The 16,069-nt window shown below is 65.3% G+C and carries 16 protein-coding genes; 5 read left to right on the top strand and 11 right to left on the bottom strand.

The annotated features are described in order from the left end of the window. Window positions 1-2: 2 nt before the first annotated feature. Both sppA and RH858_RS03110 read right to left on the bottom strand, forming a co-directional pair. Complete coding sequence (gene sppA, locus RH858_RS03105) at window positions 3-1,013, bottom strand: signal peptide peptidase SppA (protein WP_259533812.1); 1,011 nt, start codon at window positions 1,011-1,013, stop codon at window positions 3-5. Between the two features lie 194 nt (window positions 1,014-1,207). After that, window positions 1,208-2,131, bottom strand: a complete 924-nt coding sequence (locus RH858_RS03110) for a phosphoserine phosphatase (protein ID WP_259533813.1) — start codon at window positions 2,129-2,131, stop codon at window positions 1,208-1,210. A gap of 344 nt (window positions 2,132-2,475) precedes the next feature. Here RH858_RS03110 and RH858_RS03115 point away from each other — a divergent pair, with 344 nt between their 5' ends. From RH858_RS03115 to RH858_RS03130, 4 genes are all read left to right on the top strand, one after another. Continuing rightward, window positions 2,476-2,847 carry a methylglyoxal synthase gene (locus tag RH858_RS03115; protein WP_259533814.1) on the top strand — a complete coding sequence of 124 codons (372 nt, stop codon included), beginning with the start codon at window positions 2,476-2,478 and terminating at the stop codon, window positions 2,845-2,847. An 88-nt stretch (window positions 2,848-2,935) separates the two neighbouring features. After that, window positions 2,936-3,565 carry a helix-turn-helix domain-containing protein gene (locus RH858_RS03120; RefSeq protein ID WP_310561110.1) on the top strand — a complete coding sequence of 210 codons (630 nt, stop codon included), beginning with the start codon at window positions 2,936-2,938 and terminating at the stop codon, window positions 3,563-3,565. Between the two features lie 35 nt (window positions 3,566-3,600). After that, window positions 3,601-4,185 carry a hypothetical protein gene (locus RH858_RS03125; RefSeq protein WP_259533816.1) on the top strand — a complete coding sequence of 195 codons (585 nt, stop codon included), beginning with the start codon at window positions 3,601-3,603 and terminating at the stop codon, window positions 4,183-4,185. Window positions 4,186-4,287: 102 nt separating this feature from the next. Beyond that, window positions 4,288-4,746 (top strand): PaaI family thioesterase, encoded by a 459-nt coding sequence (locus RH858_RS03130; protein ID WP_259533817.1) that lies wholly within the window; start codon window positions 4,288-4,290, stop codon window positions 4,744-4,746. A gap of 4 nt (window positions 4,747-4,750) precedes the next feature. Here the strand turns inward: RH858_RS03130 and RH858_RS03135 are convergent, their stop codons facing one another. The 6 genes from RH858_RS03135 to RH858_RS03160 form a co-directional block, all read right to left on the bottom strand. Then, a complete protein-coding gene (locus RH858_RS03135; RefSeq protein ID WP_259533818.1) occupies window positions 4,751-5,170 on the bottom strand; it encodes a DUF5790 family protein in 420 nt (139 codons plus the stop codon). A gap of 73 nt (window positions 5,171-5,243) precedes the next feature. Continuing rightward, window positions 5,244-5,591: a dihydroneopterin aldolase family protein gene (locus RH858_RS03140; RefSeq protein WP_259533819.1), complete on the bottom strand. Its 348-nt coding sequence runs from the start codon at window positions 5,589-5,591 to the stop codon at window positions 5,244-5,246. A gap of 65 nt (window positions 5,592-5,656) precedes the next feature. Next, complete coding sequence (locus RH858_RS03145; protein ID WP_259536436.1) at window positions 5,657-6,373, bottom strand: type 1 glutamine amidotransferase; 717 nt, start codon at window positions 6,371-6,373, stop codon at window positions 5,657-5,659. Window positions 6,374-6,495: 122 nt separating this feature from the next. Beyond that, window positions 6,496-7,278 (bottom strand): alpha/beta hydrolase, encoded by a 783-nt coding sequence (locus tag RH858_RS03150; protein WP_259533820.1) that lies wholly within the window; start codon window positions 7,276-7,278, stop codon window positions 6,496-6,498. Window positions 7,279-7,285: 7 nt separating this feature from the next. Further along, entirely contained in the window at window positions 7,286-10,066 is a 2,781-nt protein-coding gene (alaS, locus tag RH858_RS03155) for an alanine--tRNA ligase (RefSeq protein WP_259533821.1), read from the bottom strand. Window positions 10,067-10,155: 89 nt separating this feature from the next. After that, entirely contained in the window at window positions 10,156-12,342 is a 2,187-nt protein-coding gene (locus RH858_RS03160) for an elongation factor EF-2 (RefSeq protein ID WP_259533822.1), read from the bottom strand. A 192-nt stretch (window positions 12,343-12,534) separates the two neighbouring features. On the opposite strand from RH858_RS03160, the gene RH858_RS03165 reads away from it, so the two are divergent. Then, complete coding sequence (locus RH858_RS03165) at window positions 12,535-13,281, top strand: DUF5781 family protein (protein ID WP_259533823.1); 747 nt, start codon at window positions 12,535-12,537, stop codon at window positions 13,279-13,281. 21 nt (window positions 13,282-13,302) lie between these two features. On the opposite strand, the gene RH858_RS03170 is transcribed toward RH858_RS03165, so the two are convergent. The 3 genes from RH858_RS03170 to RH858_RS03180 all read right to left on the bottom strand — a co-directional run bounded on the left by RH858_RS03170 (window position 13,303) and on the right by RH858_RS03180 (window position 15,875). After that, a complete protein-coding gene (locus RH858_RS03170) occupies window positions 13,303-14,682 on the bottom strand; it encodes a PQQ-dependent sugar dehydrogenase (RefSeq protein WP_259533824.1) in 1,380 nt (459 codons plus the stop codon). A 132-nt stretch (window positions 14,683-14,814) separates the two neighbouring features. After that, window positions 14,815-15,447, bottom strand: coding sequence for a 30S ribosomal protein S7 (locus RH858_RS03175; protein ID WP_259533825.1), 633 nt, complete (start codon window positions 15,445-15,447; stop codon window positions 14,815-14,817). Further along, entirely contained in the window at window positions 15,447-15,875 is a 429-nt protein-coding gene (locus tag RH858_RS03180) for a 30S ribosomal protein S12 (RefSeq protein ID WP_089672529.1), read from the bottom strand. The genes RH858_RS03175 and RH858_RS03180 overlap by 1 nt, the downstream gene beginning before the upstream one ends. Window positions 15,876-16,069: the final 194 nt, after the last annotated feature.

Genomic DNA, 16,069 nt, shown 5'->3' on the forward strand with positions numbered 1-16,069 from the left:
CGTTATAGTCGGAGTTCCGGCGACTCCTCCCCGACGATCCGGTCGGCGATACCTGCACCCAGCGCGTAGGCGACACTTCGGGCGCCGATGCCGATCCGTTCGGGGAGCGACCGCTGCGGTTCGAACGGCTGGACGCGCGCCTCCGGGACGTCGATCAGTTCCTCGACGTGATCGCGGACGTCCTCGCGGGTCCCCAGTTCGTCGACGAGTCCGAGTTCGTGGGCCTCCTCGCCCAGATACACCCGCGCTTCGGTCTCCCGAACGAACTCCGGATCAAGATCACGTCCCTCGGCGACTCGCTCTACGAAGCTGTCGTAGAAGTCGTCGGTGAGTCCCTGGAGATACTCCCGCTCGTCGTCGTCCATTTCCTTGAGCAACGTGCCGGCGTCCTTGAACTTCCCGGCGGCGAACCGCTCGTAGGAGAGCCCGACCTTCTCCGCCAGTTCGGCCGCGTTCACCCGAGAGCTTATGACCCCGATCGAGCCGACGAGGCTGGCGTCCCTGGCCCACAGTTCGTCACAGCCCGACGCGATCCAGTAACCCCCCGAAGCGCAGACGTCGGTAGCGTACGCGACGGTCGGCCCCTCGAACTCCATCGCCGCCCGGCGGATGTCGTCGCTGGGCAGGACCTCGCCTCCGGGAGTGTTCAGCTCCAGCATCAACGCGTCGACGGCGTCGTCGGCGTCGGCGAGTTCGATCTGTTCGACGATGTCGTCGGCGGGCGTCCCCATCCCCCGGGCGACAGGGTTCGGGTTGCCGCCGTCGCGGGTGATCGGGCCGTCGACGCTCACCTCCGCGACGTTGTAATCGGCGATCGTCGACCGGACGACCATCGCCGCGATCCGGAGCAGGATCAACGCGAGCACGATCGTGAGCACGACACCGCCGAGATCGACCAGCGATTCCACGAACCAGACGAAGACAGTGTACCCGATCGCGACTGCGGCGGCGGCGACCACCACGAACGCGAGGAGGCCGACGATCGACCGGGTCCTGGGAGTCGTTCGAACCATACTCGCAAGTGGCCGGCGGCTCAGTTAAAAGAGTCACGTTGGGGACGATCGAAAACCCACGGGCGAATCGACCGGGCGGAACCGCAAGCGCGCTCGTCCGACGGACGGACGGCGCTCCGGCGACGAGCGCTCCGGCGACGAGCGCTCCGGCGACGAGCGCTCCGGCGACGAGCGCTCCGGCGACGACGGTCTCCCTACAGCAGTCCCGTCTTCTGGAGCTTCATCAGGTCCTCGGTATCGAGGGTCTCGCCTTCCTTGAACTTCTGGTAGATCTCCTCGGCTTCCTTCTTCTCTTCTTCCATCTCCTTTTCGCGCTCGTCCTTGCGCTCCTTTTCCTCTTCCTTGTCGAGTTCGCGGAGCCGCTTTTGGACGCGAACGAAGTCTTCGTGGTGTTTGTCGGCGGCCTCCTGGGCCTCGACGAACAGCTCGTGCATTGCGTCGGCCTCGTCGCGGACGTCGTCGGCCTCGCGATAGGCCTCGATCATCTTGTTGTGGTGTTCCTGGGCCTTGTCCGCGAGCTCGGTCACCTTCTGGTGGTGTTTCGAGGCCTCCGACCGGACCTCCTCGGCCTCCTCGATGAGCCCTTCCAGGTCACCGCCTTCGTCGAGCTTCTCTTTTTTCTCCGCGAGCTTCTCGCGCTTCTCCTCGATCTTCTCGATGAGTTCGCGCTCGTCCTCCGCCGAGAGCACCTCCGTCTGCTGTCGGAACTCGAGCTGCTCGATCTCCTCTTCGAGCTCCTCGATCGACTTTCCGTCCGACAGCTCCAGGTCCTGTTTGCGCTGTTCGACCTCGTCGAACAGCTCGTTGGCGTCGGCGTTGAGCTCGTTGCGCTTTTCTTTGTGCTCTTGGACCTGTTCGTTGAGCTCGTCGCGCTTCTCGCGGTGCTCCTGAGCCTCGTCGACCTTCTCCCGCGTTTTCGCGTTGAGATCGTCGCGTTTCGACGCCCGTTCGGACGCCATCTGGTTGAGCTCGTTTCGTCGGTCCCGAAGCTGGCCAGCCTTCTTGATGAGCTGCCCCTTCGAGTCGTTTTCCAGTTCCTCTTCGGAAACGTCGACGTTGTTCGATTCTTGTAGCTGCGATACGTCGTACTCGTCGAGTACGTCCTGTTTCGTTACCATGCGTAGTATGACCTCGATACCATCACCGCTCCGGACACACCAGCGGCTGCGTGGCGTGCATCCGACCGTGGGTAAGAACTCCCGATCATTTTTCGCGCGATGCCACCAGTGCCGGAGGCTTCTGGTAGTTCCCATTACAGTACACCCACATAAAAATACTTCGGTGCCCTCGTGCGTGAAAACGCTTGCCACACGGGCTGAAACCCCCGTGTGAAGCACCCGCAGGGTATTCGATCCCGCTGTGAAATCACATAAATGTTCGACGGTCGACCGACCCACGCAACGACGAGGCGAACGCGACGTCGACCGACAATCGCTTGTGAGCCCGGCATAGACCTCGAACAATGCGGCTTGCACTCATTGCACACGACGAGAAAAAACCCGAGATGATCCAGTTCGCGCGCGAAAACCACGCCGCGCTGTCCGACTGTGAACTGTTCGCCACGGGAACGACGGGGAAACGGCTGCGGGAGGAAGCCGACCTGACGGTCGAACGGAAGGCCTCCGGGCCGCTGGGCGGCGACCTCCAGATCGGTGCCGCCATCGCGGACGGGCGGTGTGACGGCGTCGTGTTCCTCCGGGACCCACTCACGGCGCAGCCACACGAGCCCGACATCTCCGCGCTGTTGCGGATCTGTGACGTCCACGACGTGCCACTTTCGACGAACCTGGCCTCCGCAGAGTTGCTGGTCGACGGCCTGTTGAACGACGGCTGACACCTCGAAAACACCGTTGTATGGCGGGCTTTTTTACAATATGAGAATCGTCCGCGCCGTTTTGAGTGTCCCTTGCATAACTGTGCGTATGACTGGACTTCGTGCGGAGTTGGCCGTCTCCGACCCGGGGAACTGCCCGCTCGCGTCGCTGTCGCGGGACGTCTCCGGAACGCTCGAGAACGTAAACTGGACCCACTCGAACGGGGACCCCGTCACCGAGGAGTTCTCCACCGACATCGAACTCGACGACGAGGACTCGGTTCCGGTGTTTTCAGAGGGCCACAAACAGACGTACCACATCGAGCGCGACGCGGACCCGTGTGCGTGTGAACTCGTCGAGGGCGCAGGACATCCCCTCGCGAAAGTCGACGTTCGGGACGGGCGGCTCGCGCTCACGCTCAACCTCCCGGATGCGGACGCCCTCCGGGAGGTCGTGGCCACACTGTCGGAGGTCAGCGACAGCGTCGAGGTCCAGTACCTCGTTCGCGACGCAAAAGAGGACACGAGCGACCCGGTGATCGTCGACCGCGGCGAACTCACCGACCGGCAACGGGAAGTCCTCGAAGTGGCGTACGCCGAGGGATACTTCGAGTATCCGCGGCGTTCCAGCGCCGGTGACGTCGCTGAGAAGCTCGGGATATCCCGCTCGACGTTCGCCGAGCACCTGGCTGCCGCCCAGTCCCGGCTGTTCGAGACGATCGCCGGGAACGGTCACTGAGAGCACTTATTTGAAGGCCGGTCGTTGGTCCGATGATGGCCGACCCATCCACGCGGGAGCCGGCCCTCGTTCCAGGCCTCCTGACGAGTCAAAAGAGCGCGGTCCTGTTCGTCGGAGCCACACTCGTAGTCGCTTCGTTGCTTCTGGTGGCGGGAGTCGCCATCGGAACCGCAGCGGCCACAGAAACCACCTCCCAACCAGCCCCCGACGTCGACGACGGGAGTGCCGTCGAAACGAGTGAGTCGGTCACTGACACTGAAGTCCTCGACTCGGGCTGTTTCGCGGGTGAGGGGCGAGCGTTCTCGATCGGAACCCAGGGACCACGGATCGCGATGCGACTCCATCTGTCGGTGTTGACGGACCTCGGCGAGCCCGGCTCCTTTGGCGTCGAACTCGCGGGTTCGACAGGCCAGTACGACCTGGTTCACCTGGTCGCTGGCGTGCAGTTTTCCGGCCTGGAGGACGCAGACCGGTTCCTTCGGAACCCCTTCGACGCGTTCTCGCTGGTGTACAGCTACGAACTCCGGCTACCGATGTTCGCCGACGCACCGGGGGTCGACCCGATCCACACCGAGGACGAACCGCCTCTCGAGGGGCCCGTCGGCGTCGCCGACTGCTGAACGTCCCTGCTGTCGAGTCGCCGCTCCGTCTCGAAAGAACAACCCACGGCCGGTTGTCGGCGGTTCCGCGACCTACAAGGGATCCCAGGGAGACGGACCGGTATGGACGAGGAAATCGACGAGCGTCCCCCGTTGCCCGAGGAGGCCACAGCGGTCCTCGAGCACGCAATCGAAAAGGAGCACGGCTACCTCTCCTGGCTCGGAACCGAGGTGACGGCGGTCGAACGGGGAAAGATCGTTCTCACGGTCCCGTACGACGAAAAGCTCACCAACTCCGACGGCGAGACGGTCCACGGCGGCGTCGCGGCGACCCTGATCGACACCGCCGGCGGGATCGCCCAGCAGACCTGTCTCGAGGATCCGCTCTCCTCGAGCGCCGCAACGGTGAACCTCAACGTGAACTACCTCCGGCGGGCGACCGGCGACCTCCGGGCCGTCGGGGAGGTGATCCGTCACGGCGGGACGATCGGCGTCAGCGACCTCCGCGTCGAGAGCTCGACGCCCGACGGTGACATCCGCGAGGTTGTGGTCGGCCAGGGCTCCTACCGGCTGTTCCGGTGACCGATCAGTCGTCGGTCGCGTCGTCGTCCTCGTCAGCCGCCTCCTGAAGTGCACCCCGTAGCTCCGGCACCGTGCTCGTGAGCGCGGTGACGTCCTCACGGGCGGCCTCGATCGTCTCCAGCAGCGCCGACAGCTCCTCGAGATCGGCCTCCAGGTCGTCTGCGTCCTCGAACGCGTCGGCGCGTTCGCCCATGGTGTACCACTTCTTCGCCTGCCGCAGCTCCTCGGCGGCGTCGCCGACGTCGAGCGCCGACTTCAGTCCGTTGAGCGCACCGAGCACGTTGTCCGCGTCCGTCTCCCAGACGTCTTCCGGGGACGGCAGCTCCGCGCGGGCCGTCTCGAGGTGTGACTCGACGTCCTCGCGCATCTCGTCGGCCGCTTCGCCGAACAGTTCGTCGTCGCCGAACGTGGTCTGACTGCTCATGGCCGGCGGTTCGACGCCGACAAATGTAAATCCGTGCCCGAAAGCGAAAGTGAAATGGGCGGAAACGTGGCGGCTATCCCCCGAGATCGACGCTTTCGAGTTTCATCAATGGATAGCCGTCGGAAAGCTCCATGCGAGTCTCGGCGACGATTCCGTCGTACTCGATTCGCATCTCGACGTCCATGAGCGAACCCGTAAGCTCCGTGTAGCCGTTCTCGTGATCGATCGCCTCGCGAACCCGGTCGTCGTCGATTCGAACAGTGACCGACTCGCAGTACGGCTGGTTTTCGATCGCCTCCGCCATTGCCGTCTCCAGCGACCGGGTGCTGTCGGGACTGACGGGTGTGCCGGCGAACTGGTGATAGAGAGTTCCGAACTTGATGCCGGCCTCGAAGCAGGCCCGCTGGGCGTCCGTTGGCATACCCGAAGCGAAACGCCCACCGCCCTAATAGCTCCCGGACCCGGCGGGGGGTTGTGGCGATCCGGTCACGCTGTGACCCGGCGCGACTGTTCGACGAACGAATGGAAGTTGTCGAACAGTTGCTTCACCTCGCAGGCGGCGGCGTGGTTTTCGGGCGTGATTTCGGCGAGCACGGCGTCGACCGTCTCGTCGCCGAGTCGGTCGCGTTTCCCCTCGGTCACTTCCCGTGCGGTGTCGATGTCGTACTCGGGGTGAAACTGGACGCCCCAGGCGTGGCCCTTCCGGAACGCGTGGATCCCGTACTCGTTCTCAGCGAGCACGCGCGATCCCGGGGGCGGGTCGACGACGACGTCACCGTGGGTGGTAAACGCCGTGAACCGGCGGCCGATCCCCGTGAGGACCGGATCGTCGTCGACGCAGCGCCGGATCTCGTTGTAGCCGATCTCGAAGCCGTCCATCCCGGCGACCCGACCGCCCAGCGCCTCCGCGATCACCTGATGGCCGTAACAGACCCCGAGGATCGGGAGCCCCCGATCGTAAGCGTCGGCGACGTACTCCAACAGCGGCGGAATCCAGGATTCGTCCCAGTACACCGACGACCGCGATCCCGTGACGACGACCCCGTCGAAGTCGAAGACGGCACCGTCGGGGTAGCCGCCGGGAAGCTCCCCGCCGGCGGCGTCGTACTCCACGAGGTCGGCGTTGAGCTCCCGTCGGAAGTTGCGTCGGGTGCTCGCACCGTCGTGTGCGGCGTTCAACAGTGCGAGGCGAGTGTCGGTCATCGACAGCCCGTAGCCGACCGACCCAAAAAGAGGTTGCGCCCGCGGCGGGGATTTGCCGAATCCCGTGACGCCGGAGTGGTGGAGTGTACGTTTCTCGATGTCGGAGTCGCGGTGTGTCCCCCTCACGTCCGTCGATCGTCCAGCCACTCGACCAGCCGATCGTTGACCAGCCGCGAGGCCTCGACGTGTGCGAGGTGGCCTGCCTCGGGGACTGGCTCGTAGACGCCCCGTGGCAATCCCTCCGCGAGCGCACGACCACTGGAGGGCGGACACTGGTCGTCGAGTTCGCCGTGGATCACGAGGGTCGACTGCGTCAGCTCGTAGAGCCGATCAGCAGCGTCGAACTCATCGATTGCGGAACGCTGGGCCTCCCAGACCCGTCTGTCTGCGTCCTCCCGGGCCCGCCACTCCACGATCGAGTCGACGACCTCGGGCTGACGTTCGGGGAACCCCGGCGAAAGCGCAGCCAGAACCGACGAACGAAGCGCCTCCCGGTCGTCCGGCGGCGCCCACAGCGGCTCCGGATCGAACTCCTCTCCCGACGGGGGCGTTCCCAGGACCACGACGCTTTCGACGCGCGTAGAGCGCTCTGCCGCCGACAGCGAGACCATCCCGCCGAGCCCGCAGCCGACCAGGTGGGCCTTCCTGACGCCGGCGTCGGAGAGAATTGCCTCGAGATCGGCAACGAGTTCCGCGAGCCGGTACGGCCCGGGCGGAGCCTCGGAGCTGCCGATTCCTCTCATGTCGTACACGAGACTCTCGTACGGGCCGGCAACCGCGGCGTGTTGCCACCCCCACTGCCAGGCGCCGAAACCGATCTCTCCGACGAACACGACGGTCGGTGCGTCCGGATTGCCGTCCACCTCGTAGTACAGCGACCGTCCCTCGCAGGTGGCGTACGGCACGGTGGGGTCAGTCGGCCGCGAGCAGGTTTTTGAGCACGTCCGGAGCCGACTCCAGGGCCTCGTCGAGCCGGTCGACCTCCGGGCCACCGCCCTGCGCGAAGTCCGGCGGTCCGCCGCCGCCACCGCCGACGCGTCCGGCGAGTTCGGAGACGACTTCGCCGGCGTTCACCCCGGTCCCCTCGGGGACGCCGACGACGAACTGTGCGGATCCGCCGGCGCCCGAGCCGAGTACGGCGATCTTTCCCTCCTCGACCAGGGCGTTCGCGGTGGCGCGAAGCTCGTCCGGGTCGCCGTCGAGCCGCTGGATGACTGCCGGCGTCCCGCCCACGTCGACCTCCTCGGCGTCGGCGCTTGCCCGCAGCTCCGCGAGTTCGCTTTTGAGTTCGTCGATAGTTTTGCCCCGCTGCTTCCACTCCTCGAAGAACCGTTCGGCCGTCTCGGGGACGTCCATCGGATCGACGTCGAGCACCTCGGCTGCGTCCAGCAGGGCGTCCTCGGTGCGCTGGGTCGCCTCGATCGCGGCCGTCCCGGCGGCAAACACCAGCCGCTCGACCCCGTCCTGTACGGGTTCGGTCTTGAGCAGCTTTATCGTCCCGACCTCGCCGGTCCGGGCGACGTGGGTGCCACCACACGCCTGAACGTCCTCGTCGATGTGGATCAGTCGGACGTTGCGTCCCGGCGGGATCCCACCCTGGTACAGGTCGAAGCCGTGCTCTTTTTCTGCCTCGTGACGGTCGGGCCACTCGACTTTCACCCCGACGTTGTCCATCACGATCTCGTTTGCGACCCGTTCGATCTCCGTTTTCTCCTCTCGGGAGATCCGCTCGTAGTGACGGACGTCGAGACGGGAGGAGTCGATCCCCTTCTGGGCCCCGGCCTGCCGGACGTGTTCGCCGAGCACCTGCCTGGCGGCGAACCCGACGATGTGAGTGGCGGTGTGGTGGCGCATCAGCCGGCGGCGGCGGTCGACGTCGATCTGTCCGCGGACGATCTCGCCTTTCCCGGGATCGCCGTCCGCCCTGTGGAGGATCACGCCGTCGTGAATCTGGACGTCCGTGATCTCCACGGTGGCGTCGGCGGTCGAAAGCGTCCCGTGGTCGGCAGGTTGCCCCCCGCCTTCGGGGTAGAACATCGTCCCGTCGAGCACGACGTCGAACTCGCCGTCGACGCGCTCGAACACGTCCAGCACGACGGCCTCGAACTCCGTCCGCTCCTGGTCTTCGTAGTAGAGCCGTTCGGTCTCCGGGAGGTCCTCGATCCGGTCGTCCGTCGCGGTGTCCCGATCGCCCGCCTCCTCTTCGTCGTGGCGCTTGGCGACCAGCGAGTAGAAGTCGTCCGGGACGTCGACTGTCGCCCCCCGATCGGCCGCGATCTCCTCGACCATCTCCGGCTGTATGCCGTGGCTGTCGTACAGCTCGATCAGCTCCGAAAGCGGGATCGGCTCCCCGGTGCCGGCGTACTCGTCGGCGAGTTGCTTGACCTTCCGGGTGCCCCGCTCGAGCGTCCGGCGGTACTTCCGCTCTTCGGTACGGACCATCTCGCGGATCGTGTCGCGGTTCCGGTAGCCGAGCCGCTCGGCCTGCATGTCGACCAGCTCGTCGAGCGGTGCGTCGACGCCGACCCGGTCGACCAGCCGCTTCGTCCGGCGCAGCACCATCCGCGCGAGATACCCCGTCCCGACGTTCGAGGGGACGATCTCGTCGCCGAACATGTACGCCAGCGTCCGGCAGTGGTCAGCAATCGCGTAGATGTCCTCCAGCGGTTCCATCAGCTCCCGGAGTCGACCCACGTCGACGTCGAGTTTCTCGGCGACGTCTTCGCGGGCTGACTCGAGGTCGTCGACGTCGTCGATGTCCATCCGGCCGGCGAGTTTGGCCGCACGGTGGACGAGTTCCTCCTCCTCGGACGTGTGTTCGACGTCGGCGTTGTCCTTCAGGAACGCGATCGCGTCGGGGTAGATCGCCTCGTACACCGTCGGCGTCCCCTGGCTCATCCAGGTCCACCGTTCGAGCCCGTAGCCGGTGTCGACGATGTAGGTGTCCATCTTCGAGTACCGGTTGCCGTCCTTCAGCTCGTACTCCCCGTCTGGGTCCTGCTCCATCGACATGAACACGAGCGTCGCCAGCTCCGCGCCCCGGTAGATCACCTCGATCGCGGGGCCGGCGTTCCCCCCGCCGACCCAGGGGTCCTCGATGTAGGTGATCTCCTCGAGGTTCGCACCCATCGACTCGAAGAACTGGTCGCAGTACCGGACGGTCTCGTCCTTCCAGTACACCTCGCCTTCGTAGGCGTACTCGTCGGGATCCTCGATGTCCTCCCGGGCGTTGAACGCGTGGTGGGCCATCATCTCGAATGCCATCGTGTGCCGGCCCGTCTTGCCCACGTTGTCGATGTCCTGCATCCGGATGCACGGCTGAGAGATGCACAGCGGATTCGCCGGCGGCGGCGTCGTGCCCGAGGTGACCAGCGGCTGGAAGTCGTAGATCGACGCCTGAGTCAACAGGACGTCGTCCCGCCACCGGTTCGCCGCCACGGGGTACGGATCGATTCGTTCGTGGCCGTGCTCCTCGAAAAACGAGAGGAACGCCTCCCGCATCTCCTCGAGGGTGTACTCCCGGTCGAATCCGGGGTTGTCGATGAACGAGTAGTCCTCACACGGCGGCTCGCCACACAGTTCTCGGTCGGGGTCCCGCGTCCAGAAGTGAGCACCGCAGGAGGAACACTCCGTCCGCTGGAACTCTTCCTCCTCGAAGTAGTCGAGACGGTACTCGTCGTCGAGGTCGCTCATTACCCCTTTTTCGCCCGTGATCGATCAAAAGGGTTCCGGGCCGGCGGCGAGTACCCGAACGGAAACTGCAGAGAAAACGGACGAGTCGGCTAGAAGTAGTCGATCGAGGAGGGGAGTTCCAGCTTCATCCCCTTTCGCTCGCGGATCTCCATGATCTTCTCGCGCTGCAGGTTGTCCGCCATCACCCGGAAGCCGGCGTTTTCGGTGTTCCAGGAGGCGCGGCCCTCGGTGGCCGACCGGATGTCGCTCGCGAAGCCGATCATCTCGTCGACCGGGGCGATCCCCTCTACGACCATGAGGTCACCCTCCTGGTACATGTCGTCGACGCGGCCGCGACGGCCCTGGATCTCGCCGGAGGCGGCGCCCATGTGCTCGTTGGGGACGTCGATCCGGACCTGCTGGATCGGCTCGAGCAGGCGGATCTCGCCGTCGATCAGCGACCGGTGGACCGCCTGCCGGACCGCCGGGATCACCTGTGCGGGGCCGCGATGGATCGCGTCCTCGTGCAGCCGGGCGTCGTGCAGGCGCAACAGTGCACCCTGGACGGGCTCTGCGGCCAGCGGACCGTCGTCGAGCGCCTCGACGATCCCCTCGATCACCAGCTCCATCGTCTCGTTGAGGTGCTGGATCCCCTTCGTGTCGTCGACGAAGACGTTCGTGTTGTGGATGTCCTCGACGTTCTGGGAGGTGTCCTTGTCCATGCCACACTCCTGGAGCTGCTCGCGGCGCTCCAGTTCGGGCATGTCCATCGAGATGTTCCCCAGTTTGATCCCCTCGACGATGTCGTCGGCCAGGGGTTCGACCGTGATGTAGAACCTGTTGTGGCGGTTCGGGGAGATCCCCTCGACCTCGTCGCTTGCCTGCTGGGGCTGCTCCCGGTAGACGACGATCGGTTCGCCGGTGATCACCGGGATGTCGTTGTTCCGCTCGATTCTCTGGGTGATCACCTCGAGGTGGAGCTCGCCCTGCCCGGAGATCAGGTGCTCGCCGGTGTCCTCGTTGATCTCGATCTTGATCGTCGGGTCCTCCTTCGACACTTGCTGGAGCACCTCGATGAGCTTCGGCAGGTCGTCCATCTTCTCGGCCTCGACGGATTTTGTGATCACCGGCTCGGAGATGTGTTCGATCGACTCGAACGGCGTCATCTCCACCGAGGAGACGGTCGAACCGGCGATCGCGTCGCGCAGACCCGTCACGGATGCGATGTTCCCCGCCGGGACGCGGTCGACCTCCTCGCGCTCCCCGCCCATGAAGATCCCGACCGACTGGATCCGGTTTTTACCCGCAGTGCCGGAGACGTACAGCTCCTGACCCTTCTCGATCGTTCCGGAGAACAGCCGCCCGGTTGCGATCTCGCCGGCGTGAGGGTCCATCGAGATGTCGGTCACCATGAAGACGACCTCCCCCTCGTCGTCGACGAGCTGCATCTGTTCTGCGAGCTCGAGGGTGTCGTCGCCCCGCCAGATCGTCGGGATCCGTTCGGGCTGTGCCTTCAGCGGGTTCGGGAAGTGCTCGGCGACCATATCGAGCACGACGTCCGAAAGCGGCGACCGCTTGCGGAGCTCGTCGCGTTTGTCGTTGCGCTCCATCTCGATGATGTCCCCGAAGGAGATGCCGGTCTCCTGCATCGACGGCAGCGACACTGCCCAGTTGTACAGCGCGGAGCCGAACGCGACGGTGCCGTCCTCGACGGACACCTTCCAGCCTTCCTCCTCGTACTTCTCCTCGGACATCCCGCGGATGAGCTCGTTGACGTCGGCGATGACGTCCTGGAGGCGCTGTTGCATCTCCTCGGGCCCCTCCTGGAGCTCGTTGATGAGTCGGTCGACCTTGTTGATGAACAGCGCGGGCTTTACGTTCTCCCGCAGCGCCTGCCGGAGGACGGTCTCCGTCTGGGGCATCGTCCCCTCGACGGCGTCGACCACCACGAGCGCACCGTCGACGGCACGCATCGCCCGCGTGACGTCGCCGCCGAAGTCGACGTGGCCTGGCGTGTCGATCAGGTTGATGAGGTGGTTCGTGTCCTGGTACTCGTGGGTCATCGACACGTTCGCCGCGTCGATCGTGATGCCACGCTCCTGTTCGTCCTCCTCGGTGTCCATCGCGAGCTGCTGACCGGCCAGATCCTCGGAGATCATCCCCGCGCCGGCGAGGAGGTTGTCTGTAAGCGTCGTCTTGCCGTGGTCGATGTGTGCGGCGATGGCGATGTTCCGGATGTTCTCCGGTTTGTCCATCAGCCGCTCACACTCTTGTACGATTTTCTTCCGTCGGCCCATTATACAGCGTTATACCGAAAGCAGGGTCAAAAGGGTAGTGTTTCGTCGCAGCGAGAATCCCCGTGCTCGGGTGTGTGAGATGGTCTCGTGAGGGAACTTCCCGAAGAGGCCACGGCGAGGGGAAGAGGCCGGAACTGGGCAGTCGCCCCCCGAGAAAGAGTCATACGTCCACGACCCCTGAAACCGGTACACATGGACGTGCGCGTGCAGGGGAATGCCCCCACGAGTCCGTTCTTGAGCGCGGCCGACGTGTTCGAGACCGAGTACGACCTCGAGAAGCCGGTGGAGGTTCACGTACGCGGGGACCCCGACGAGCGGACCTGGGCAGCACATTATCCCACCCATCACACACTCAACATCTCCGCGACGGCGGCCACGAGCGCGATGGCCCGCGAACTCGCGCTCCACGAGTTCTCCCACATGGCCCGGTACGAACAGGGGCACGCCTCACACCTGCAGTCGACCGAGGAGGCGCTGTTTCTCGCGCTCGCTGGCGAATCCGTCGAGCGCCGGAAGCTCTCCCACTGTTACCAGATCGCAAACCACATGAAGGACATCTACGCCGACGACATCACGCTCAGCCTCGCGCCGGCGGACAAACTGGTGTCGTTTCTGGAGTCACGGCTGGCGGCTGCGGTCGCGGATCGGCCGACCCCGTCGCCCCGACCGGGATCTCGACTCGCGACGGTGGGATCGGATCCGGAGATCACCGCGGTGAACGCGGCGTTCGCGCTGGCGCTCGTCGAGCGTCACGACCTCGCCTCCAGCGAGCACCGGCTGTACGATCTCGCCCGCATCGCCGAAAGCGACGCCCCCTCGATCGACGTGGCCGCGTTCAAACGGCGGTTCCGAACGCTGGGACCGGATCCAACCGAGAGCGGCTACCGCAAGGCGCTCGTGGACGCGACCCGGGCGTACGCCACGGAAAGCGGCGCCTGATCCTGGCGGTTCGACGACTCTTCACGACGGTGTGATCCTCACCAGCCGATCGTCGCCCTCCTGCGGGAAGGCGTCGCTCGCCCGCCCGTCCCGGTTCGACGTGACCGCATACAGCGTCCCGTCGGGCCCCTGTTCGACGTGTCGGATGCGTCCGAGTTCACCGTCGAACACCGAGTGGGCGACCGCCTGCCAGTCCGGGTCGAGCCAGTCCTCGTCGTACCGGGTACCTCCTTCGGCGTCCGGTTCGGGTCCGTCGGCCGGCGACAGCGTCACGACGAACAGCTGTTCGGAGCCGAGCCCGCCGACCAGCAGTCGATTGCGCAGCGACGACACTGCCTCCCCCGTATAAAATACTGCCCCCGCCGGCGCCCAGGTGTCGGACGGACCGCTGTTGATGACGGGACGATCGAAGTCAGTGTCCGGATACTCGTCGCCGTCGCGAGCCTCGGGAAACCCGTGGTTCTCCCCCGGCGACAACACGATGATCTCATCGCGAGCGTGCGGACCGTGTTCGGAGATGACCGGCGTTCCGTCCGGCAGGAATGAAATCCCCTGGGCGTTCCGGTGGCCGTAGGTGAACACCCGGGGGTCGGCACCCTCACCGAGGTCCGGGTTGTCCTCCGGGGCGGAGCCGTCGGGTTCGATCCGGAGTATCTTCCCCGCGAGCGAGCCGGGGTTTTGTGAGTGTTGTTCCGGCGACCCGGCGTCGCCGGTCGCGATCCACAGGTAGTTTTCGGGACCGAACGCGATCCGGCCGCCGTTGTGGATCCGATCACCGGGAACGCCCTCGAACACCGTCGTGTGGGTTTCGGCCGGATCGTCGACACTCACGTCGTAGTAGGCCAGGCGGTTGCGCTCGCCGCCGTGGCCGTCGTAGGTGTAGTAGACGTACAACAACGGGACGTCGGGATAGTTCGGGTGAACCGCGATTCCCATCAGGCCACCCTCACCGCCGCCGGCCCACCAGCCGCCCTCGTCCCCGACGTCGATCGCCTCCGCGTCGACGACGTCGTCGGGTTCGGCGATAGCCTCGACCGTCCCCGCGTCGTACCGGAGGATCCGGCCGGGGCGTTCCGAGACGAACAGCTCGCCGTCGGGCGCGAACGCGAGGTCCCACGGGATCTCGAGCCCCTCGACGAGCGTCTCGACGTCGTACTCGCTTTCGGGCGGCTCCGCCGGCGGCTCCCACTCCGGATCGTAGCCGTCCCAGGAATCGATGTCGTGGTCGACCGAGAGGTCGTACTCCGCCTCGACCGGATCGGGGTCGGTTGCCTCCTGTGGTTCGTTGGCTTCAGGATCCTCGTCACTGCCGGGATCGTCTACGTCCAGACAACCCGCCCCAACGACCATCGAACCGACACCCAGAGCCGAGAGGGCTCGACGACGCGTCAATCGTTCCATGGGAGCACACGGACGCCCGGCCACTAACGTGTTACTCTGTGGAGACAGGAAGACCGACCGATTGGATCAAAAAACTCGACAGGGAAATGGAAAATTAGAGAAGAGATCGCTGCCCGAACTCGAAGTGGGGAATTACCTGGCTGCGGCGGCGACCCGCTCCCGTTCTTCCTTCTGGGAGATCGGGTACGCCTGGACGTCGTAGTCGGCTGCGCCGATGAGCTGCGTCGCCAGCGCCTCCGCCGCCGGTGTCGGCGACTTGAACGTGGCGTTCTTGACGCCTTCGGCGATGAACTTCAGCGCCTGGTCGACCCGGCGCTGGGGCGCGACGTCGACCGCCTTCGGAACGGAGATCCCGCCGTATTTCAGCCGGACAGTCTCCTCCCGAGGGGCGGCGTTCTCGACGGCGCGCACGAGCACCTGTACCGGGTTCTCCTCGGTGCGCTCGTGGACGATCTCGAGGGCGTCGCGAACGATGTTGAGCGTCTGCTGTTTCTTGCCCGTGTTCTCCTCGGTCTGCATCAACCGGTTGATGAGGCGCTCGACGATCGAGATCTCGCTTTTCTCGAACTGCTTCGACGAGTGACGGCCCATCGTGTGCGCCACCGGCGTGACGTTGATGTACCGCTGCGTGCTCGGATCCGAGTACTCGATGTCGCTTACGTCCCAGACGCCGAACAGCAGCGCGTTCGACGATCCACCCGACTCCTCGGTCTCCTCCTCTTCGGCGTCGACTTCCGCCTCGGGTTCTGACTCTGACTCGCTCATTATCGCACCGGTTTCTCCGCGTTACCGCGAACGAGTTCGATCATCGATACGCCGTTGACCTTCTCGACCTTGTAGTTCACGCCCGAGAGGTCGCCCATCGCGCGACCCTTCGCGCCGCCGATCCCGGCGATCGTGACCTCGTCGTGCTCGTCGATAAAGGAGATCGCGCCGTCGCCCGGACAGAAGGCGGTGACCTGCTTGCCGTTCTTGATCAGCTGGACGCGAACACACTTTCGGATCGCGGAGTTCGGCTGCTTTGCCTCGATGCCGACCTTCTCGAGGACGATCCCGCGTCCCTGCGGGGCGCCCTCGAGCGGATCGGACTTCTTCTTGAGCCCGCGCTCGCGCCGAGCGTACTCGGAGTCGGACCAGCGTCGCTTCTGCCGGTCCTTCTTGAGCTTGCGGGCGGCGTATTTGCCGTTCGCCATTGTACACCCGAATTCTCCGTGGAACTACTTAAGCACCGTCATTCGGGGGCGACGAAACGGATCGAGCGGCTAGTAGCGGTGGCTATAAAGCGATCTGAGTCGGTTTCGCGGACTCGACAAGGTAGAAACGACGCCAGCTAACGGCCGCCGAGGTTCCGAACGCGCCACAGAGGCTGTCGTTCCCGAATCGGGGC

This window comes from Halalkaliarchaeum sp. AArc-GB, assembly GCF_031432225.1.
Taxonomy (GTDB): Archaea; Halobacteriota; Halobacteria; order Halobacteriales; family Haloferacaceae; genus Halalkaliarchaeum.